Raw genomic sequence first — 19651 nt, forward strand, 5'->3', positions numbered from 1 at the left:
TGAACGGTCACATCGAAGGTGACCGCACGTCGCGAGGAAGATCCGTGAGCACCACAGCAACGTTGCCGACCGTGTCAGGCCCGATCCTGGAGATGCGCCGCATCACCAAGGAGTTCCCGGGAGTCAAGGCGCTCGCCGACGTCTCGATCACCGTCCGCGCCGGCGAGGTCCACGCGATCTGCGGCGAGAACGGCGCCGGGAAGTCGACGCTGATGAAGGTCCTCTCGGGGGTGTACCCGTACGGCAGCTACGACGGCGAGATCCTCCTGTACGGCGAGGAGCAGCGCTTCAAGGACATCGCGGCCAGCGAGCAGGCGGGCATCGTCATCATCCACCAGGAGCTCGCGCTCATCCCGGAGCTCTCGGTCACCGAGAACATCTTCCTCGGCAACGAGATCCGTCGCTTCGGCCGCATCGACTGGCAGGCGCAGAAGGAGCGCACGATCGAGCTGCTCGCTCGCGTCGGCCTGGACGAGGACCCGGACGTGCCGATCAAGACCCTCGGCGTCGGCAAGCAGCAGCTCATCGAGATCGCCAAGGCGCTGAACAAGGACGTCAAGCTGCTCATCCTCGACGAGCCCACCGCCGCGCTCAACGAGAACGACTCGCAGCACCTCCTCGACCTGATCCTCGGGCTCAAGGCCAAGGGCATCGCGTCGATCATGATCAGCCACAAGCTCAACGAGATCGAGCAGATCGCCGACGAGATCACGATCATCCGCGACGGCCGCACGGTGGAGACGCTGGACATCTCCCGCGGCGAGATCAACGAGGACCGCATCATCCGCGGCATGGTCGGCCGCTCGCTGGAGAGCCGCTACCCGGACCGCACGCCGGAGATCGGCGAGGTGTTCTTCGAGGTCAAGGACTGGTGGGTGCAGCACCCGACCGTCCCGGAGCGCATGGTCGTGAAGGGGTCGAGCATCAACGTCCGCCGCGGCGAGGTGGTGGGTATCGCCGGCCTCATGGGGGCCGGCCGCACCGAGCTGGCGATGAGCATCTTCGGCCGTTCCTACGGCACGTTCCTCTCCGGCACGCTCGTCAAGGACGGCCAGGAGATCGAGCTCCCCGACGTCGCCGCCGCGATCAAGCACGGCCTCGCGTACGTGAGCGAGGACCGCAAGGTGCTCGGGCTCAACCTGCTCGACACCATCAAGAGGTCCATCGTCGCGGCGAAGCTCTCCAAGATCGCGCACAACGGCGTCGTCGACTCCCGCGAGGAGTTCTCGGTGGCGGAGCGCTACCGGAAGACCCTGCGCATCAAGACCCCGTCGGTGGAGGAGGGCGTCGGCAAGCTCTCCGGAGGCAACCAGCAGAAGGTCGTCCTGGCGAAGTGGATGTTCACCGACCCCGACCTGCTGATCCTCGACGAGCCCACCCGCGGCATCGACGTCGGCGCCAAGTACGAGATCTACGCGATCATCAACGAGCTCGCCGCCCAGGGCAAGGGCGTGATCGTGATCTCCAGCGAGCTGCCCGAGCTGCTCGGCATCTCCGACCGCATCTACACCGTGTTCGAAGGCCGGGTCACCGACTGCATCCCGGCCGACCAGGCGACCCCCGAAGACCTCATGCGCAGCATGACCTCCGCGACCCAGAAAGCATCCGCATGACCACCGACTCGACCACCGCGAAGCGCGGCTTCCACTTCAAGGACATCACGAAGATGTTCGGGGGAGGGCAGTCGACCCTCCGTCAGTTCGGCATCCTCGGCAGCCTCGTCGTCATCCTCGTCGTCTTCCAGGTGCTGACGTGGATCTTCAAGGGCACCGGCCTCACGCTGTCCTCCGGCAACCTCATCAACGTCGTCAACCAGTACTCGTACATCCTGATCCTGGCGATCGGCATGGTGATGGTCATCATCATGGGGCACATCGACCTCTCGGTCGGATCCGTCGCCGCGTTCACGGGCATCGTCGTGGCGAAGGCCATGCAGGACTGGAACCTCCCCTGGCCGCTGGGAATCCTCCTCGGTCTCGGTGTCGGCGTGCTCGTCGGTGCCTGGCAGGGGTTCTGGGTCGCCTACGTCGGGGTGCCGGCGTTCATCGTGACGCTGGCCGGCATGCTGTTCTTCCGCGGTGCGAACCAGGCGGTGGGCGACTCGCAGTCGGTGCCCGTGCCGGAAGGCTTCAAGATCATCGGCGCCGGCTACCTGCCGGAGATCGCCCTGCCGCTTCCGTTCAACATCCCGACCATGCTGCTGGCGCTCGCCGGCGTCGCATGGATCGTCTTCTGGGAGATCCGCACCCGGCGCATCCAGCGCAAGATGGGCTCCGACATGGCGCCGCTGTGGGTGAGCGTGACGAAGGTGGTCCTCATCTCGGCCGTCATCCTCGTCGCCGGCTGGCTGTTCGCCACGGGGCGTGAGGGCACGAGCTTCCCGATCTCGGGCGTCATCCTCCTCGCTCTCGTCATCCTCTACTCATTCATCACGAACAACACCGTCTTCGGCCGTCACATCTACGCGGTCGGCGGCAACCGCCAGGCGGCGCGCCTCTCGGGCGTGAAGGACCGCTGGGTCGACTTCTTCGTGATGATGAACATGTCGGTCCTGGCCTCGCTCGCCGGCATGATCTACGTCGCCAGGGCGACCGCGTCCGGTCCGCAGGACGGCAACGGCTGGGAGCTCGACGCGATCGCCTCGGTCTTCATCGGCGGCGCGGCCGTCTCCGGTGGCATCGGCACGGTGATCGGCTCGATCATCGGTGGTCTGGTGATGGCGTTCCTGAACAACGGCCTCGCGCTGCTCGGCGCCGGTGCCGACGTCGTCTCGATGATCAAGGGCCTCGTGCTCCTCTTCGCCGTCGGCGTCGACGTGTGGAACAAGCAGCAGGGCCGTCCGTCGATCATCGGCTTCCTCACGCGCCGTCTCGGCCGCAAGCAGGATCCGGCCACCGACACGTTCGATCCCACGAAGACGAACTACCCCACCAGTCAGAAGTACGAAGCCCCCGCCGTCGAGGAGACGCGCGGAAAGTAAGGGCCGCGTCGCGCAACGCAGGCGCGACGGGACCTGCACACACCAGAGAAAGAGATCACATGAAGAAGATCCTTCTGTCGGCGACAGCGCTTGTCGTCGCGGGCGCATTCGCCCTCACCGGCTGCTCTTCGGAGCGCGGCGGTGGCTCGGGTTCGGGGTCGGGCGAGGAGGCCGCCTCGGGCTTCGACGCCGGCTCCACGATCGGTGTCGCTCTGCCCGACAAGACCTCGGAGAACTGGGTCCTGGCCGGTCAGCTGTTCACCGACGGCCTCGAGAAGGCCGGCTTCAAGGCGGACGTGCAGTACGCGCCCGCCAGCAACACGGTCGCCGAGCAGCAGAACCAGATCCAGGCGATGGTCACCGGTGGCGCCAAGGTCATCATCATCGGCGCCAAGGACGGCAAGCAGCTCACCACGCAGGTGGAGGCCGCGCGCGACGCCGGTGTCGCGGTCATCGCCTACGACCGTCTCATCGAGAACACCGACGCCGTGGACTACTATGTCGCCTTCGACAACTTCGAGGTCGGCAAGCTCCAGGGCCAGGCGCTGCTCGACGGGCTCGCCGAGCGCGCGGATCACGAGGCGCCGTACAACATCGAGCTGTTCTCTGGCTCGCCGGACGACGCCAACTCGGCGGTGTTCTTCAACGGGGCGATGGAGGTGCTGCAGCCGAAGATCGACGACGGCACGCTGAACGTCGTCTCCGGGCAGACCGAGATCTCCCAGACGGCGACCGAGGGCTGGAAGCCGGAGAACGCCCAGCGCCGCATGGACTCGATCCTCACGTCGAGCTACGGCTCGGAGACGCTCGACGGCGTCCTGTCCCCGAACGACACCCTCGCCCGCGCCATCATCACCTCGGCGCAGCAGGCCGGCAAGCCCGTCCCGGTGGTCACCGGTCAGGACTCCGAGGTCGAGTCGGTGAAGTCGATCATGGAGGGCGTGCAGTACTCCACGATCAACAAGGACACCACGCTGCTCGTGGAGCAGGCCATCAAGATGGTCGGTCAGCTCCAGAAGGGTGACGAGGTCGACGTCAACGACACCGACCAGTACGACAACGGCAAGAAGGTCGTCCCGGCCTACCTGCTCCCGCCGGTCATCGTGACCAAGGAGAACGCGGCCGAGGCCTACGCCAACGTCCCGAGCCTCCTCGAGATCGTGAAGTCGTACGAGTAAGCCGTAGCGCGAACATCCGGGTTCCCAGAGAACATCGGACACGACGAGCCGTCCGGACCCTCGGGTCCGGGCGGCTCGTCGCCGTTGCGGCGCGTCACCGTCTGCCCTCAGCCGACGGGCCGCCATCGCCGCGTCGCCAGGGCGAGGAGGAGCGCCGCCATCGTCAGCGTGGCCGCGAGAGCGACGGGGGAGAGCGGACCCGCCCCGCTCGCGAGGGTCCACGCTCCCGACGCCGGTCCGATCACAGCGCCGATGTTCAAGGCCGCGGTCGCGTAGGACCCTCCCATGGTCGGGGCGCCGGAGGCGGCGTACAGCACCCGGGTGATCAGTGTGCTTCCGACGCCGAACGAGGCCATGCCCTGTACGAAGACGAGGAACAGGAGGGGCGTCGGCTGCGTCGCGACCGCCGCCAGGACGATCCAGCCGCCGAGGAGCAGCGGGCCGCCGACCGCGAGGAGCACAGCGGCATGTCGATCGGCGAACCGACCCGCGATGGTCACGCCGAGGAACGAGCCGATACCGAACAGGACCAGCGCGAGCGGGACCGCAGCGTCGGGCAGGCCCGCGACCTCGGTGACGATCGGCGCGAGGAACGTGAAGACCGCGAAGGTCCCCGCGTTCACCAGGGCCGCCAGGGTCATCGCGAGGGCCAGGCGCGGTGTCCCCAGGAGCGCGAGCTCCGTGCGGAGGGCCGGTTCCTTCCGGAGGAGTGGTGCCGGGGCGGGGTCGCGCTCCGTGCCCGGGATCGTCGTCGACACGCCGCGGAGGATTCCGAGCAGCGCAGGGAGGCAGAGGAGCGCGACAGCGGCGAAGGTCGCCCGCCAGCTCAGCGCGGTGCCGAGGATGGCGCCCACGGGGACGCCGACGATGGTGGCGACGGTCGTCCCGGAGAGCAGCACCGCGAGCGCTCGTCCGGTGCGCTCGCGGGGGACGAGGAGGGTCGCCGTGCGCAGGGCGACGGCGAGGAAGCCGGCGTTCGCGAGGGCGCTGAGTACGCGCGTGACGAGCAGAAGCTCGAACAGGGACGTCACCGCGCCGACGGCATGGCACGCGGCGAAGAGCGCGAGGCAGGCGACGAGTGTGCGGCGTGGGGGCCAGCTGCGCGCGAACGCGGCCATGGCGGGTGCGCCGATGACCATGCCGACCGCGAAGGCGGAGGTGAGGAGGCCCGCCGTGCCGACCGGGACGTCGAGCTCGTGCGCGATCGCGGGGAGGAGTCCCGCGAGCATGAATTCGGAGGTGCCCATGACGAAGACCGCCAGGGCAAGGGCATAGAGGGGGAAAGGCATCGAGTGCTCCGAGGTGAGAGGGAAGAGGAATGCTTCTCGTCACCACGGTCAGCGCCCGGGTCACCGGCGCGCGCCCGCTGGCAGGGCGGACGAAGGGATCAGTGGTTCGCGGGGCTGACCGTGTGACCGGCAGCCCCCGACCTGTCTGATTCGGGGCTCGACATGCCCTCCACTCTAGGGCTGTCGGCGGGAGCCCACGGAGGTTCCTCGGCGAAGGTGACGGTGTGCGGAGGCGGCGGTCGGTCGATGTAGGTCCGGCCGGTGGGGCTCGTCCACTCCAGAACGCCGCCCGGCCCCTGCTCGACGTGCCACGGAGAGTGGTGTTTGAGCATGTGATGTCGTCGGCAGAAGGTCGCCAGGTTGTCGTGCACGGTCTCGCCGCCGAGCGCCGCATCGTGATTGTGATCGAGGTCGCACTTCCGCGGCGCGAGACCGCAGCCCGGGAAGCGGCAGCGTTGATCGTGGGCCCGCAGGTGTCGGCGGAGGTCTTCGCTCGGGCGATACCGGTCGACGGCCAGCAATGCCCCGCTGATCGGGTGGGTGAGCACCCGATCCCAGCCGCTCGCCGCGCCGGCCAGTCTCCGGGCCGTGGCCGGATCGATCGGGATCATCCCGTCCAGCTCGGCGGCGAGGATCGGAGTGCCCTCTGTCGTCCGTTCCTGCTCCCCGTGCATCAGCTCCCCGTGCATCAGCTCCCCGTGCATCAGCTCGCCGTGCATCAGCGTCAGCACCGGCACGGTGACCTCGACGCGCGCTCGAAGCTCCGAGAGCAGTCCTTCTTCCGAGTCATGCCCCGCCGGAGCGCCGGTCAGGACGAGATCGGCGAGCAGGTCCGCGCGCAGCTGATCGACCGTGCGGTCGTCGAGGACGCTCTCCTCCGCCTCGGGACGCCGCGCCCGCGCGTTCTCCTCCCGCACGGCATGCGCCATCTGGGAGAGCCGGTCGTACATCCCGTGCACGAGCGCCGCAGGGCCGCGCGCGCCGAGTTCGGCCATGCCGTCCTCGAGATCGGTCACCCAGACGCGGCGCAGCTCCCTGGCGTCACGATGTCGCTCGACGAGGGTCCGCTCCTGGAACCGGTCGGCCAGTCGGCGCACGAGTCGGCGTATCCGGTTCGGAGATTCCGCAGCGGCCACCTCGATCGCCTCCGCCGCGAAACGCGAACGATCGTCGGCGTCGTCGAGGTGAGCCCCCGCCTCCACGATCACGCGTGCATGCGCGGCGCTGATCCGCCCGGCGCCTTGAGCCTCCCAGACGGCGGGGAACCGTTCGACCAACCACGACGCATCGGACATCCGCCGCTCGATCGTGCGGTCGCTGACGCGCTGCGCGGCCCCGATCTCCGCGGCGACCGTGCGGATCGCCATGTCTGCGCCGTCCGGATGCCGCGCCTGCCGGGCGATGTCGACCGCCAGTCGCCCCGCCATCGCGAGCAGTCCGTCGCGGGCCGCCTGCATGCTGCTCAGCGTCTTCTCCGCCGCTTCCAGCCCCTCCACCAGATCGGCGAGCATCGCCATCTGGGAGTCGGTCGCGTCGAGCAGTGCGGGCATGACGGCAGTCCATCACCGACCACCGACATTCGAACGAAGGTTCGAAGGAATCTGGCCGAAAGTCGTATCACGAAAGGATAACGACCGTGATTGACTGGCTCCGTGCTCCTGAACGTCATCGAAGCCGGGGAGGGCGACCGCGTCGCCGTGCTGCTGCACGGCATGATGGGGTCCGCCGAGAGCTGGCACCGCGTGGTCCCGCTGCTCGTGGAACGCGGCTTCCGCGTGCTCGCGCTCGATCTGCCCGGCCACGGCCTCTCTCCGCGTGACCCGGAGCTCACGATCGAGACGGCGGCCGATGCCGTCGTCGCCACGCTCGCGCAGAGGGCGCTTCCTTCGGGGACAGGTTCCTCAGTGAGGGACGAGGCTGCCTTCCCGCTCGCCGTCGCCGTCGGGCACTCCTTCGGCGCCACCGTGCTCGCCGCCGCTGCGCCCCGCCTCGACCCGAGTCTCGCGGTCTACGTCGACGCGCCGCTCGCCCTCCAGGGCGGCCAGGACCGCGCCTCTCTCATCTCGCAGTACGAGCACGACCGCCGCGCGCGCATGTCGCCCGCGGAACTCCGCAAGCTCCGGCCCTTCTACTCCGTCGACGACGCCACGGTCGAGGCGCGGGCGGCCGAGCGCTTCGATCCGCCGACCGCGGCCTCCGTCTCCTGCGGGGAGGACGGTCATTGGACCGCCGCCCCCGGCTCCATCGTCGTCCGCGCGGAACCCAGTGCCTGGGTCACCGACGAGGACGCGCGGCGGTTCGAGCATGGCGGGGTCACGGTGCGCAGCATCCCCGGGGCCGCCCACACCGTCTGGTACAGCCACTTCGAGGTCTTCACCGCCGCGCTGCCGGAGCTCTTCGCCCCGTCGCTGGTCTGACCGGGAGACCGTCCAGCGCGGCGCGACTACCCTGGAGAGGACATGGCACATCTTCTCGGGGCCGAAGCCCTGCACCTCGAATACCCGACCCGCGTCGTCTTCGACGCCGTGACCCTCGGCATCGAGGAGGGCGACCGCATCGGCATCGTCGGCCGGAACGGCGACGGCAAGTCGAGCCTCCTCGGCATGCTCGCCGGCACGAAAGAGCCGGACTCCGGTCGGGTGACCGTCCGCGGCGGCACCCGCATCGGCGTGCTGGACCAGGCCGACACCCTCCCCGACGACATCACGATCGGCGCCGCCGTGGTCGGCGACATGGCCGAGCACGAATGGGCCGGTGACGCCCGCGTCCGCGACGTGATCGAGGGGCTGCTGACCGATCTTCCCTGGGACGCGCAGATCGGCTCCCTCTCCGGCGGTCAGCGCCGCCGCGTGTCGCTCGCGAAGCTGCTCACCGGAGACTGGGACGTCATCGCTCTCGACGAGCCGACGAACCACCTCGACGTCGAGGCGATCACCTGGCTCGCCGGGCATCTCAAGAAGCGCTGGTCCGCGAACGCCGGAGCCCTCCTCGTCGTGACCCACGACCGGTGGTTCCTCGACGAGATCTGCACCGAGACGTGGGAGGTGCACGACCGCATCGTGGAGCCCTTTGAGGGCGGCTATGCGGCCTACATCCTGCAGCGCGTGGAGCGTGACCGCATGGCGGCGGCGACCGAGGCGAAGCGGCAGAACCTCGCCCGCAAGGAGCTCGCCTGGCTGCGCCGCGGTGCCCCGGCCCGCACCAGCAAGCCCAAGTTCCGCATCGACGCGGCCAACGAGCTCATCGCCGACGTGCCCGAGATCCGCGACAAGGTCTCGCTGCAGTCGCTCGCCGTCTCACGGCTGGGTAAGGACGTCGTCGACCTGCTCGATGTGGGGGTGACGTACCCTTCGACGGGCTCAGGGACCCAGACTTCGACAGGCTCAGGGACCCAGACTTCGACAGGCTCAGGGACCCAGGCGGGCTCAGGGGCGGGCGGGAAGACCGTGCTGAAGGACGTGGAGTGGCGGATCGCCCCGGGCGAGCGCACGGGCATCCTCGGGGTAAACGGCGCCGGGAAGTCCACACTCCTGGGGCTCATCTCCGGCACGGTCGAGCCCACAGAGGGGCGGATCAAGCGGGGGAAGACCGTGCAGGTGCGCACGCTCACGCAGCGCCTCGATGAACTCCTCCCGCACTGGAACGACCCCGTGCGCGTGGTCATCTCGGGCCTGCGCACGTCGTACACGCTCGGCGCCGGGTCGAAGGCGCAGGAGCTCACACCAGGACAGCTCCTGGAGCGGCTCGGGTTCTCCTCGGCTCAGCTATCGACGCCGGTGAAGGATCTCTCCGGCGGCCAGCAGCGCCGGTTGCAGCTGCTGCTCGTGCTGCTCGACCAGCCGAACGTGCTCATCCTCGACGAGCCCACGAACGACATGGACACCGACATGCTCGCCGCGATCGAGGACCTCCTCGACTCCTGGTCGGGCACGCTCCTCGTCGTGAGCCACGACCGGTACTTCCTGGAGCGGGTGACGGATCAGCAGTACGCGATCCTTCCCGGTCCGGACGGCGCGGGGCGCCTGCGGCATCTCCCGGGCGGCGTCGACGAGTACCTGCGTCTGCGGCAGCGCGTCGAGAGCGCCCCGGCGACCTCGACGGCGGCGTCGGCCCCCGCAGCGAGCGGTCTCGACGGCGCGGCTCTCCGGGCGGCGCAGAAAGAAGCCGCCGCCCTCGAGCGTCGCATCCAGAAGCTCACGCAGCAGGTCGACGCGGCCAAGCACGCCCTCGCCGACCACGACCAGTCCGACTACGCGGGCCTCGGCGAGCGGATGAAGGCGATCACCGCGCAGGAGGCCGAGATCGAGGAGCTGGAGCTGCGCTGGTTCGAACTCACGGAGCAGATCGGCTGACGGAGGAATATCCTTCTCCCACGACTGTTGGGAGTAGCGATGGAAGGCCTCGAAGTAACCGTCCTGCTCGGACTCACGATCCTCGTCGGAACCCTGATCGCCCCGCGCGTGCGTCTCGCGCTGCCCCTCGTCCTCGTCATCCTCGGACTGCTGCTGGGATTCGTCCCGCCGCTGCGCGAGGTCCAGCTGCCGCCGGAGACCGTGCTGCTGCTGTTCCTGCCGGTGATGCTGTTCTGGGAGAGCCTCACGACATCGCTGCGGTCTATCCGCCGCGACTTCCGCTACATCGTGCCGATGAGCACGCTCCTCGTCGTCGCCTCCGCGTTCGCGGTGGCCGGCATCGGCGTGCTGTTCGGCATGCCCTGGGAGATCGCCCTCATCCTCGGGGCCGCGGTCGCGCCGCCCGATGCCACGGCCGTCGCCGCCCTCGGCCGGCTGCTGCCTCGTCGGATGTTCATGAAGCTCAAGGCCGAGAGCCTGACCAACGACGGCACCGCGCTCGTGCTCTACGCCATCGCAGTGTCCCTCGCACTGGGCGGCCAGGTCACGCCGCTCTCGGTCACCTGGGACGTGCTGGTGTCGTACGTGGGCGGGATCGCCGCGGGGATCGCGGTCGCGGCCCTGGCCACGCTGCTGCTGCGCCGCATCTCCTCCACCATCGTCATCAACGTCACGCTGCTGCTCGTGCCGTTCTCCGCGTTCCTGCTCGCCGAGCTCGTCCACGCGTCCGGCGTGCTCGCCGTGGTCGTGGCCGGACTCATCGTCGCCTGGGTGTCGCCGCGCGTGACGACGGCAGCCTCGCGCCGGCAGGCCGACGCGGCCTGGCCGTTCGGCGTCTTCCTGCTGAACGGGGCGCTGTTCGTGCTCATCGGCCTCGAGGTGCAGTTCGTCGCGCACGAGATCTCCGCCGCCGCCATCGGCCGCCTGGTGCTCGTGACGCTCGCCGTATGGGCGACGCTCTTCGCCGTGCGGTACGTGTTCCAGCTCCTCAACGTGCTGTTCCAGCGCCGCCCGGCCGAACGCCCGCCGCGCGGCGCCCGCTCCCGTGCCCGACTCGTGTCGACGGTCGCCGGCATGCGCGGCGCGGTGTCGCTGGCGATCGCGCTGTCGGTGCCGGCCGAGGTCTCCCAGGGGAGCGTCGTGGGCGGTCGCGACGAGATCGTCTTCGTGACCGCCGGGGTGATCCTGCTCAGCCTCCTCGTTCAGGCGCCCCTGCTTCCCGCGCTCGTGCGGTGGGCGCGATTCCCGGTCGACCATGCCGAGGACGAGGAGTACGAGCTCGCTGAGCGGGCGATCTCGGGTGCGGCCCTGGCAGCGCTCGACGACCTCGCCGCGGAGCACGGCATCGGACAGGAGGTGCGCGACCGGGTGCGTGCCGAGGGGTACCAGGCGCTGGAGTTCGCGAACGCCAGGACGCTCGCGCGGGAGCAGGCGCTCATCGACGCCGAGGCCGACGCGCTGGACGAGATGCTCGGCGCGCCCGATCCCTACGGCACCGGGGGAGAGGCGCGCAGCCGCGAGGACGAGGACGCGAGGGACGTCGCCGTGTCCGCGGGGACCGCCCCGGAGCCCGAGGCGACGGACGGCACGACGCTGCAGATGATCGCGGCCTCCGCCGACGTCGACCTCGCCCAGCGCTCGCCGCTCGTGCGGCACGAGGAGCACACCCGGCTCAAGCTCGCGCTGCTCGACCGCAAGCGCGAGGTGCTGCTCGGGCTCCGCGGCGCCGGCACCGTGGACGACATGGTGGTCCGCCGGATCTCCGCCCGTCTCGACCTGGAGCAGGTGCGTCTGCAGGGCATCGAAGAGTTCGACTGACCGATCCCGCGCGGCTGTGACGCCGTGTGACATCCCGATTCCGCGACAGCGCGCCCTCCTGTCTAACGTTGTCGAGTCCCGCCAGGAAGGAACCCTCATCATGTCCCGCCGCACCACCTCCGCCCTCGCCGCGCTCGCCGTGGTCCCGCTGTTCGTCGCCCTCGCCGGGTGCGCCACCTCGTCCGACGCGGGTTCCGGCGACGGCGGCTCCGAGAACGAGACCGTCAAGATCGGTGTCGTCGGGAAGGGCGACGCGCAGTGGGCGCCCTTCGTCGAGGCCGCCGCCGACGAGGGCATCACGGTCGAGCTCGTCGACTTCGGTTCCTACGAGCAGCCGAACCCGGCGCTGACCGAGGGGGATATCGACCTCAACCAGTTCCAGCACATCGTGTACCTCGCGGAGTACAACAACGCCTCGGGCTCCGACCTCACGCCCATCGGCTCGACCGCCATCTACCCGCTCGGCCTGTACTCGACGAAGTACGACGACGTCGACGACATCAAGAAGGGCGACACGGTCGCGGTTCCCGACGACGCCTCGAACCAGGCACGCGCGCTCAACGTGCTGCAGCAGGCGGGCCTGCTCGAGCTCAAGAGCGGCGGCACGCCGTACTCCGACCTCGCCGACATCGATGCCGACAAGTCCAAGGTGAAGGTGACGGCCCTCGAGGGTGCGCTCATCCCGACCTCGCTCCCGGACGTCGCGGCCGCGATCATCAACAACGACTTCGTCGAGGACGCCGGACTGACGTTCGACGACGCGATCGCGCAGGACGACCCGGAGGACCCGAACGCCCTCCCGTACGTCAACATCTTCGCCGCGCGGGCAGAGGACGCGGACAACGAGACGTATCAGAAGCTCGTCGAGATCTTCCAGACGAACGAGGATGTGCAGGCGGGGCTGCTCGAGTCCTCCGGCGACACCGCGGTGGCGCTGCGTACCCCGGTCGAGGACCTCGTGGCCTCGCTGGAGAAGGTCCAGAAGGACGCCGAAGAGAAGTAAACGGACGCCGGGGTGTGATCCGCCCCCTGTTCGATGAGGGAGAATCGGGTGGCGCTTCGTGCGCCGCCCGATTCTCCGTTTCCCGAGAACCAGACCGGAGCACCACATGCCGATCGTCACCCTGACGAACGTCTCCAAGACCTACCCCTCCCGCAGCCAGGGCGATCGCGAGATCGTCGCCGTCGACGACGTCACCCTCTCCATCGACAAGGGCGACGTCTTCGGCATCATCGGATACTCCGGTGCGGGGAAGTCGACGCTCGTGCGTCTCATCAACGCGCTCGAGCCGGCCACCCACGGCACCATCACGGTGGACGGTGTCGACATCACGGCGCTCAAGGAGAGCGAGTTGCGCGCCGTGCGCGGCGGCATCGGGATGATCTTCCAGCAGTTCAACCTGTTCTCGTCGCGCAGCGTCAAGGCCAACATCGCGTACCCGCTCAAGCTCGCCGGCTGGTCGAAACCGGACATCGAGGCGCGCGTCGCCGAGCTGCTGTCGTTCGTGGGACTCTCCGACAAGGCGAAGGCGTACCCGGAGCAGCTCTCCGGTGGACAGAAGCAGCGCGTGGGGATCGCCCGCGCGCTCGCGACCAAGCCCGCCATCCTCCTCGCGGATGAAGCGACGAGCGCGCTCGATCCGCAGACCACGCACGAGGTCCTCGACCTGCTCAAGCGCGTCAACGAGGAGCAGGGCGTCACGATCGTCGTCATCACCCACGAGATGGATGTGATCCAGACCATCGCCACCCGCGTCGCCGTCATGGAGAACGGGCGGGTCATCGAGCAGGGCGACGTCTTCGATGTCTTCTCCGCCCCGCGGAATCCGGCGTCTCAGCGGTTCGTCGGCACGGTGGTGAAGGGGGTGCCCTCTCCGTCGGAACTCGCGGTGCTGCGGGACCGGCATACCGGACGCCTGGTGACCCTGTCGTTCCGCGACGGCGACTCGTCGCAGGCCCAGGTGTTCCTCGACCTCGCCGCGGCGGGTCTCGACTTCGAGCTCGTCTACGGCGGGATCAACGACATCCGGGGTCGTGCCTTCGGCCACCTCACGCTCGCCATCCGGGGTGACCGCGCGGCGATCGATCACGCCCTGGCGCGTATCGCGGAGCGCGTCGAAGTCACCGTCATCGCCGGAGAGGAGGGTCGCTGATGGATCGTCTGAACGAACTGTGGCCGGAGTTCTGGCAGGCCGCGCTCGAGACCCTGTACATGACGTCGTTCGCGCTCGTGCTCGGCGGGATCCTCGGGCTGGCGGTGGGCGTCCTGCTGTACGTGACGCGCCCGGGCGGACTGATGCCGAACCGCGTCGTCTCCGGGCTCATGAACTTCGTGGTGAACTTCTTCCGACCGATCCCGTTCGTCATCTTCATGGCGGTGGCGCAGCCGTTCGCGCGCCTGGTCGTCGGCAGCGGCATCGGCACCACCGCCGGAGCCTTCATCATCGGTCTCGCGGCGGCCTTCGCGATCGGCCGCATCGTCGAGCAGCATCTCGTCTCCGTATCGCCGGGCGTGATCGAGGCGGCGCGGGCGATGGGCGCCGGGCCGTGGCGGATCCTCTTCACCGTCGCGATCCCCGAGTCGCTCGGCCCCCTCATCCTCGGTTACACCTTCATCGTCGTCGCGCTCATCGACATGACCGCGATGGCGGGACTCATCGGTGGCGGCGGGCTCGGGGCCTTCGCGCAGATCTACGGTTTCCGGCAGTTCGAGCCGCTCGTGATGTGGGCGGCGATCATCCTCATCGTGGTGTTCGTGCACCTCGTGCAGCTTCTCGGGACCCGGCTCGCGCGGAAGGTCATGCGCCGCTGAGCCGATCAGCGTGCCGGGGCCTCCTGCAGGCTCCGGCGCGTGGTGAAGGTGCGCTCCTGCCCGCTCAGCGGATCGGTGAACCGGAGCTCGCGTGCGAGGAGCTGGAGCGGGCGGGTGAAGTCGTCCGGGCGCTCCGGCTGCAGCACGGGGTAGAAGCCGTCGTGGAGGATGCCGAGGCCGAGCGCGGCGAGGTGCACGCGGAGCTGGTGCATCTTCCCGCTATGCGGACGGAGAAGCGTGTGCACGACGCGATCGTCGGCGGCGATGACCTCGATGAGCGTCTCGGAGTTCGGCTCGCCGTCCTCATCCACCTGCACGCACACCTGACCGCGGAGCTTCTCGATCCGGTTGCGGTAGACGAGGGGGAACCGCGACGGATCCCAGTCCGCCGGGCGCGCGGAGACCGCCTCGTACACCTTCTCCACACGACGGTCTTCGAACAGCAGCTGGTAGGCGCCGCGGGTGGCAGGGCGGGCGGAGAACATCAGCAGCCCCGCCGTGGCCCGGTCGAGGCGGTGGATGGGCGTGAGATCCGGGTTGCCGAGGCGATTGCGCAGCCGGACGAGGGCGGAGTTCTGCAGGTACTTGCCGCCCGGCGTGGTGGGGAGGAAGTGCGGCTTGTCCACCACCACCAGATGCTCGTCCTGGTGCAGGATCTCCTCGGTGAACGGGATCTCCTTCTCGACAGGAGGCTCCCGGTAGTACCAGACGAACTCCTCGGCGCCGAGAGGCGTGTCCCGGGAGAGCGGCCGGCCGTCGCGCGCGACGATCTCCCCGCGGTCGAAGCGCACGAGCAGCCGCTCCGGATCGAGGTGGAAGAACCGCTCGACCATGTAGGCGGCGACGGTCGGCCACGCACCCGCCATCGGCACGTGCAGCCGGGTCGCGCCGACCCCGTCGCGCACGGGAAGCGGGGAGGGCATGCCCATGTCTCGGCCTTCGGAGCGGGGGTCGCGGGGCTGCGACCGGGTACTCCCAGCCTAGGCGACCGCTCGGGCAGGTCCGTGGGCCAGGGCCGCTGTCTGCCTCGGTTGCACGATCCCGTTGCGCCGGCACGACCGTTCCGGGGTTCTCGTCCCACGTCCGGACCCTGGTCGTGCATCCGGAGCGAGGGGGCCGGACGGGAGGCCCCGGAACCGGTCGGGGTGTCAGCGGGTTTCGGCGGCGAGCCAGTCGTCGAAGGTCGTCGCCGCCGTGCGCGCGTCGTCGCCGGGGAGCAGCACCTCACCCGCGAACTCGACGCCGAGCGCGGCACCCTTCCACGCGGCGCGCAGCGGGAGGTCGCGACCCCACGCGGCGAGAGTGCGGCGCGCCATGTCGACGGCGTCCTCCGTGCGGGGTCCGGCGACGTCGAACGAGCCGCCGAGCGCGGACGACTCCGCCGCGTCGACGAGGGTGACGGCCACGTCCGCGGGCGCGACGGGCTGCAGGAGCAGCGGGGGCACGACGCCCTCGCCGTCCTCGATGCTCCACTCGGCGATCATCGCGGGGAAGTCGTGGAACTGCGTCGCCCGCACGATGGTGAACGGGACGGGGCCACGAGTGACCTCTCGCTCCTGGGCGCGTTTGCCTGCGTAGTGCGGATTGCCGCGCACGCGATCGAGCGCCGCGATCGAGAGGGTCACGTGGTGGCCGACCCCGGCCTCGGCGCCGGCGGACAGCAGGGTGCGGCTGAGCGTGGTGAAAACCCGCTCGGCCTCGGCGACGTCGGATACCGGAGGATTCGTCGCGTCGACGACCGCATCCACTCCGCGCAGCAGCGCCGCGAGACCTTCGCCCGCGGTCAGGTCGACACCCTCGCTGCGGCTGAGCGAAAGCGGGTCGTGCCCCCGACGCCGGGCCTCTTCGACGACCAGTCGCCCGATCCGGCCCGTTCCTCCCGCGACCGCGATGCGCATGCCCACTCCTTCAATCATGGATATTGTGTGTCCACAATAGGGCGCCCGGATACGATGGGCAAGTGAAACTCCCGGAGACCTCGGAATGGGTGCTGCACACCGTGGCGGTGATCGCTCAGCTCCCCGCGGGGTCGACGGTGTCCGGAGCACAGCTCGCCGAGCACTTCGGCGTGCCGGGGCCGTACCTCTCGAAGCAGCTCGCGAAGCTCGTCCGCGCCGGCATCCTCACCGGGAGCACGGGGCCCCGCGGCGGCTTCCGCCTGGCCAGGGAGCCCGAGAGCATCAGCATCCTCGATCTCGTCACCGCGGTGGACGGCGCCGCCGACCCCTACATCTGCCGCGAACTCCGTCAGCAGGGGAGGGGCGCCGCCCGTCCGGAGGACTGCACCGCGCCGTGCGGACTCGCCGTCGTCATGCGCCGTGCCCACGAGGCCTGGAGGACTTCTCTGGAGGCGGTGTCCATCGCGGAGGTCGTCGGGACGCTCCCCGACACCGTCCCGGCCAAGAACCGGCGACTCCTCCTCGGACCCTGACCTGCCCGTTCGCCCGATCCGTGCCGGGTCGGTCCTGCGACGCCTGCACGACCCGGGTCCGGATGCACGACGATATGACCACTTTCCCCAGCAGCCGTGCACGGATCGTGCAAACGGAACAGACCGGACGGGCCGGACCGAACCACACCGGGTCCGGGTCAGGCGTCGAAGCTGAGACTCAGCTTCCGCAGCAGGGCGGCCAGTCGGTCCCGGTCGGCGCGGGAGAGGGCGCGCAGGAGGTCGGCCTCGGCGTCCACGAGCCGGGTGATCGCGGCGTCCACCCGGACCCGGCCGTCGTCGGTCAGGGTCACGAGCACGCTGCGGCCGTCGGCCGGGTCGGCTTCACGGCGCACGAAGCGACGGCCGACGAGACGGTCGATGCGGTTGGTCATGGTGCCGCTCGACACGAGGGTCTGCTGCAGGAGCTGCTTGGGGGAGAGCTGGAACGGCGACCCGGCCCGGCGCAGCGCCGACAGCACGTCCCACTCCCACGGTTCGAGGTCGCTCCGGCGGAACACCTCGCGGCGCGCGCGGTCGAGGTGCCGGGAGAGGCGGTCCATGCGGGACAGCACCTCGAGCGGGGAGAAGTCGAGGTCGGGCCGCTGCGTGTTCCACGCGCCGACGATCCGATCGACCTCATCCGCCTCGCTCATCCGTTCATTATCGCGCGCGGCGGCGTCGTGGCCGCGGAGGACGCGGGGAGGAGCATCGTGAGGAACGCGCTGTGCGGGTCGGGGAGGTAGGAGCCGAACGGGGCGCCCTCGCGGAACCCGGCGGCGGCGTACATCGCCCGCGCGGGGGCGAAGAAGGGGTCGCGGCCGGTCTCGAGTGAGAGCCGCCGGACGCCCCGCGCGCCGGCGTCGTCGAGGAGATGACCGAGCATCGCCCGCCCGAACCCGCGCCCGCGGAAGGCGGGATCGGTGCGCATCGACTTCAGCTCCTCATGTCCGTCCTCCACGACCGCGAGGGCGCCCGTCGCAGCGATCCGTCCGTCGACCCGTCCCGTGAAAAACCGGACGCGCGGAGTCAGCAGCCGGTCGAGCGGGAGCGCATGCTGGCTCTCGGGTGGAGCGGTGCCGTCCATCTCCGCGTGGTGGGCGGCGACGAAGGCCGCGATCTCGGGGGCGGCGACGGTGACACGGTCGATCACGAGGGTCATCGTCCCAGCATCGCAGAGCGGTGTTTCGGGCGGATGACGGGCCGACGCGACGCGGGTCGCACACACAGGAACGGACACCGGGACGTGGCAGACTTATCGGGCGGCGCCCCCGGGGTGCCGCGGTCCGCCGTGGTGTAATGGCAGCACGACAGCCTTTGGAGCTGTGAGGTCTAGGTTCGAGTCCTGGCGGCGGAGCATGACTGGGAACAACCTCGCCATCGTCGTCCTCGCCGCGGGCCAAGGCACGCGCATGAAGTCGCGCCTGCCGAAGGTGCTGCACCGGATCAGCGGACGGCCTCTGGTCGGACACGTGCTGACGACGGCCACCCGTCTGCAGCCGGCGCACATCGAGGTGGTCGTGCGCCATGAGCGCGATCAGGTCGTGGCGGCGCTGCGCGAGGACTATCCGGACGCGGTCTTCGTCGACCAGGACGACGTGCCGGGCACGGGCCGCGCCGTCCAGGTCGCGGTCGACGCGCTGCCCGCGGACTTCGACGGCGACGTGCTCGTGCTCTCCGGCGACTGCCCGCTGGCCGATGCCGAGACGCTCTCCACGTTCCTCGACGAGCACCGCGCCTCCGGAGCCCCGGCGACCCTCATGACCGCCCTCGTGGACGACCCCACCGGCTACGGGCGGGTCATCCGCGACGCCGACGGCACGGTCGACCGGATCGTCGAGCAGAAGGACGCCACGGCGGAGGAGGCGGCGGTCAGCGAGATCAACGCCGGCATGTACGTGTTCCGCGCCGCCACGCTGCGCACCTACCTGCCGCGGATCGGCGTGGACAACGCCCAGGGGGAGATGTACCTGACCGACGTGCCCGGCCTCGTGCGCCGGGACGGCGACCGGGTCGCGGCGTCGATCGTGTCGGACGTCGAGGTCACGTTCGGGGTCAACGACCGCGCCCAGCTCGCCGAGGTCGGCCGTCGCCTGAACGCCCGCATCGTGCGCCGCTGGCAGCTCGAGGGTGTCACCATCGTCGACCCGGCCACGACGTGGATCGACGACGACGCCACGCTCGCCCCCGACGTCACGATCCTGCCGAACACGCAGATCCTGCGCGCGACGACGATCGCCGCGGGGGCGACGATCGGTCCGGACACCACGCTCGTCGACTGCGAGGTGGGGGAGGATGCGGTCGTCCGTCGCACCGACGCCACTCTGGCCGTGATCGGCGCCGAAGCGACCGTCGGCCCGTTCTCCTACCTCCGCGCCGGCACCGTGCTGGGGCCGAAGGGCAAGATCGGCGCTTACGTCGAGACGAAGAACGCGGAGATCGGCGAGGGCAGCAAGGTCCCGCACCTGTCGTACGTCGGCGATGCGACCATCGGCCGCGGGGTGAACCTCGGGGCGAGCACCATCACCGCCAACTACGACGACGTCAACAAGCACCGCACGGAGATCGGCGACGAGGTGCACACCGGCTCGCACACGGTGCTGGTCGCGCCCGTTAGGCTTGGTCCTGGTGCGAAGACCGGCGCCGGCGCCGTCGTCCGCAAGGACGTCCCGGCCGGTGCCCTGGCCATGAGCGTGGCCCCCCAGCGCAACATCGAGGGGTGGGTCGAGAAGAACAGAGCAGGGACGGGCGCGGCGGATGCCGCGGCCCGGGAGAATTCGGCGGAATAGGCGGA

General features: G+C 69.8%; 17 protein-coding genes and 1 tRNA gene. 12 read left to right on the forward strand and 6 right to left on the reverse strand.

The genetic code is table 11. The features are described 5' to 3' along the window. Positions 1 to 71 precede the first annotated feature (71 nt). From mmsA to AUV07_RS12235, 3 genes are read left to right on the forward strand one after another with little or no spacing between them, the layout of a single operon-like run. The gene (mmsA, locus tag AUV07_RS12225; RefSeq protein WP_082802941.1) at positions 72 to 1613 is read left to right on the forward strand and encodes a multiple monosaccharide ABC transporter ATP-binding protein; all 1542 of its coding nucleotides are present in this window, start codon (positions 72 to 74) and stop codon (positions 1611 to 1613) included. Beyond that, positions 1610 to 2980: a multiple monosaccharide ABC transporter permease gene (gene mmsB, locus AUV07_RS12230; RefSeq protein ID WP_025105620.1), complete on the forward strand. Its 1371-nt coding sequence runs from the start codon at positions 1610 to 1612 to the stop codon at positions 2978 to 2980. The genes mmsA and mmsB overlap by 4 nt, the downstream gene beginning before the upstream one ends. A gap of 59 nt (positions 2981 to 3039) precedes the next feature. Further along, entirely contained in the window at positions 3040 to 4158 is a 1119-nt protein-coding gene (locus AUV07_RS12235) for a substrate-binding domain-containing protein (RefSeq protein WP_062636493.1), read from the forward strand. A 107-nt stretch (positions 4159 to 4265) separates the two neighbouring features. Here AUV07_RS12235 and AUV07_RS12240 read toward each other — a convergent pair whose 3' ends face one another. Both AUV07_RS12240 and AUV07_RS12245 read right to left on the reverse strand, forming a co-directional pair. Then, positions 4266 to 5447 carry a Cmx/CmrA family chloramphenicol efflux MFS transporter gene (locus tag AUV07_RS12240; RefSeq protein WP_062636495.1) on the reverse strand — a complete coding sequence of 394 codons (1182 nt, stop codon included), beginning with the start codon at positions 5445 to 5447 and terminating at the stop codon, positions 4266 to 4268. Positions 5448 to 5545: 98 nt separating this feature from the next. Further along, positions 5546 to 6997, reverse strand: a complete 1452-nt coding sequence (locus AUV07_RS12245) for an HNH endonuclease signature motif containing protein (RefSeq protein WP_062636497.1) — start codon at positions 6995 to 6997, stop codon at positions 5546 to 5548. Positions 6998 to 7099: 102 nt separating this feature from the next. On the opposite strand from AUV07_RS12245, the gene AUV07_RS12250 reads away from it, so the two are divergent. From AUV07_RS12250 to AUV07_RS12275, 6 genes are all read left to right on the forward strand, one after another. Further along, positions 7100 to 7864, forward strand: coding sequence for an alpha/beta fold hydrolase (locus AUV07_RS12250; RefSeq protein ID WP_062636499.1), 765 nt, complete (start codon positions 7100 to 7102; stop codon positions 7862 to 7864). A gap of 42 nt (positions 7865 to 7906) precedes the next feature. Further along, positions 7907 to 9799, forward strand: coding sequence for an ABC-F family ATP-binding cassette domain-containing protein (locus AUV07_RS12255; protein WP_062636501.1), 1893 nt, complete (start codon positions 7907 to 7909; stop codon positions 9797 to 9799). A gap of 39 nt (positions 9800 to 9838) precedes the next feature. Further along, positions 9839 to 11617 (forward strand): Na+/H+ antiporter, encoded by a 1779-nt coding sequence (locus AUV07_RS12260; RefSeq protein WP_062636503.1) that lies wholly within the window; start codon positions 9839 to 9841, stop codon positions 11615 to 11617. A gap of 100 nt (positions 11618 to 11717) precedes the next feature. Continuing rightward, a complete protein-coding gene (locus tag AUV07_RS12265) occupies positions 11718 to 12620 on the forward strand; it encodes a MetQ/NlpA family ABC transporter substrate-binding protein (protein ID WP_062636504.1) in 903 nt (300 codons plus the stop codon). Between the two features lie 106 nt (positions 12621 to 12726). Further along, positions 12727 to 13770 carry a methionine ABC transporter ATP-binding protein gene (locus tag AUV07_RS12270; RefSeq protein WP_062636507.1) on the forward strand — a complete coding sequence of 348 codons (1044 nt, stop codon included), beginning with the start codon at positions 12727 to 12729 and terminating at the stop codon, positions 13768 to 13770. After that, entirely contained in the window at positions 13770 to 14429 is a 660-nt protein-coding gene (locus tag AUV07_RS12275; protein ID WP_062636509.1) for a methionine ABC transporter permease, read from the forward strand. Before AUV07_RS12270 ends, AUV07_RS12275 begins: the two co-directional genes overlap by 1 nt. 5 nt (positions 14430 to 14434) lie before the next feature. Here AUV07_RS12275 and AUV07_RS12280 read toward each other — a convergent pair whose 3' ends face one another. Together AUV07_RS12280 and AUV07_RS12285 are read right to left on the reverse strand one after the other, a co-directional pair. Beyond that, on the reverse strand, positions 14435 to 15358 hold the full coding sequence (locus AUV07_RS12280) for a pseudouridine synthase (RefSeq protein ID WP_062636511.1): 924 nt from the start codon (positions 15356 to 15358) through the stop codon (positions 14435 to 14437). 219 nt (positions 15359 to 15577) lie between these two features. Continuing rightward, complete coding sequence (locus tag AUV07_RS12285) at positions 15578 to 16327, reverse strand: SDR family oxidoreductase (RefSeq protein WP_062636513.1); 750 nt, start codon at positions 16325 to 16327, stop codon at positions 15578 to 15580. A gap of 62 nt (positions 16328 to 16389) precedes the next feature. Here AUV07_RS12285 and AUV07_RS12290 point away from each other — a divergent pair, with 62 nt between their 5' ends. Next, on the forward strand, positions 16390 to 16860 hold the full coding sequence (locus AUV07_RS12290; protein ID WP_062636515.1) for an RrF2 family transcriptional regulator: 471 nt from the start codon (positions 16390 to 16392) through the stop codon (positions 16858 to 16860). Between the two features lie 158 nt (positions 16861 to 17018). On the opposite strand, the gene AUV07_RS12295 is transcribed toward AUV07_RS12290, so the two are convergent. Then, complete coding sequence (locus AUV07_RS12295) at positions 17019 to 17513, reverse strand: MarR family winged helix-turn-helix transcriptional regulator (RefSeq protein WP_062636517.1); 495 nt, start codon at positions 17511 to 17513, stop codon at positions 17019 to 17021. After that, the gene (locus AUV07_RS12300; RefSeq protein WP_062636519.1) at positions 17510 to 18019 is read right to left on the reverse strand and encodes a GNAT family N-acetyltransferase; all 510 of its coding nucleotides are present in this window, start codon (positions 18017 to 18019) and stop codon (positions 17510 to 17512) included. The genes AUV07_RS12295 and AUV07_RS12300 overlap by 4 nt, the downstream gene beginning before the upstream one ends. Positions 18020 to 18142: 123 nt before the next feature. Here AUV07_RS12300 and AUV07_RS12305 point away from each other — a divergent pair. Continuing rightward, a tRNA-Gln gene (locus tag AUV07_RS12305) sits at positions 18143 to 18214 on the forward strand. Position 18215: 1 nt separating this feature from the next. Continuing rightward, positions 18216 to 19646, forward strand: coding sequence for a bifunctional UDP-N-acetylglucosamine diphosphorylase/glucosamine-1-phosphate N-acetyltransferase GlmU (glmU, locus tag AUV07_RS12310; RefSeq protein WP_025105635.1), 1431 nt, complete (start codon positions 18216 to 18218; stop codon positions 19644 to 19646). Positions 19647 to 19651: the final 5 nt, after the last annotated feature.

The sequence above is a fragment of the Microbacterium sp. CH1 genome, assembly GCF_001595495.1.
Lineage (GTDB): Bacteria > Actinomycetota > Actinomycetes > Actinomycetales > Microbacteriaceae > Microbacterium.

What these genes read in the sequence shown, in the direction of transcription:
- AUV07_RS12295 (WP_062636517.1), bottom strand. Translation starts at nt 17,513, where the DNA reads ATGAGCGAGGCGGATGAGGTCGATCGGATCGTCGGCGCGTGGAACACG.
- AUV07_RS12255 (WP_062636501.1), top strand. Translation starts at nt 7,907, where the DNA reads ATGGCACATCTTCTCGGGGCCGAAGCCCTGCACCTCGAATACCCGACC.
- AUV07_RS12235 (WP_062636493.1), top strand. Translation starts at nt 3,040, where the DNA reads ATGAAGAAGATCCTTCTGTCGGCGACAGCGCTTGTCGTCGCGGGCGCA.
- glmU (WP_025105635.1), top strand. Translation starts at nt 18,216, where the DNA reads ATGACTGGGAACAACCTCGCCATCGTCGTCCTCGCCGCGGGCCAAGGC.
- AUV07_RS12270 (WP_062636507.1), top strand. Translation starts at nt 12,727, where the DNA reads ATGCCGATCGTCACCCTGACGAACGTCTCCAAGACCTACCCCTCCCGC.
- AUV07_RS12240 (WP_062636495.1), bottom strand. Translation starts at nt 5,447, where the DNA reads ATGCCTTTCCCCCTCTATGCCCTTGCCCTGGCGGTCTTCGTCATGGGC.
- mmsB (WP_025105620.1), top strand. Translation starts at nt 1,610, where the DNA reads ATGACCACCGACTCGACCACCGCGAAGCGCGGCTTCCACTTCAAGGAC.
- AUV07_RS12265 (WP_062636504.1), top strand. Translation starts at nt 11,718, where the DNA reads ATGTCCCGCCGCACCACCTCCGCCCTCGCCGCGCTCGCCGTGGTCCCG.
- AUV07_RS12285 (WP_062636513.1), bottom strand. Translation starts at nt 16,327, where the DNA reads ATGCGCATCGCGGTCGCGGGAGGAACGGGCCGGATCGGGCGACTGGTC.
- AUV07_RS12275 (WP_062636509.1), top strand. Translation starts at nt 13,770, where the DNA reads ATGGATCGTCTGAACGAACTGTGGCCGGAGTTCTGGCAGGCCGCGCTC.
- AUV07_RS12280 (WP_062636511.1), bottom strand. Translation starts at nt 15,358, where the DNA reads ATGGGCATGCCCTCCCCGCTTCCCGTGCGCGACGGGGTCGGCGCGACC.
- AUV07_RS12245 (WP_062636497.1), bottom strand. Translation starts at nt 6,997, where the DNA reads ATGCCCGCACTGCTCGACGCGACCGACTCCCAGATGGCGATGCTCGCC.
- AUV07_RS12300 (WP_062636519.1), bottom strand. Translation starts at nt 18,019, where the DNA reads ATGACCCTCGTGATCGACCGTGTCACCGTCGCCGCCCCCGAGATCGCG.
- AUV07_RS12260 (WP_062636503.1), top strand. Translation starts at nt 9,839, where the DNA reads ATGGAAGGCCTCGAAGTAACCGTCCTGCTCGGACTCACGATCCTCGTC.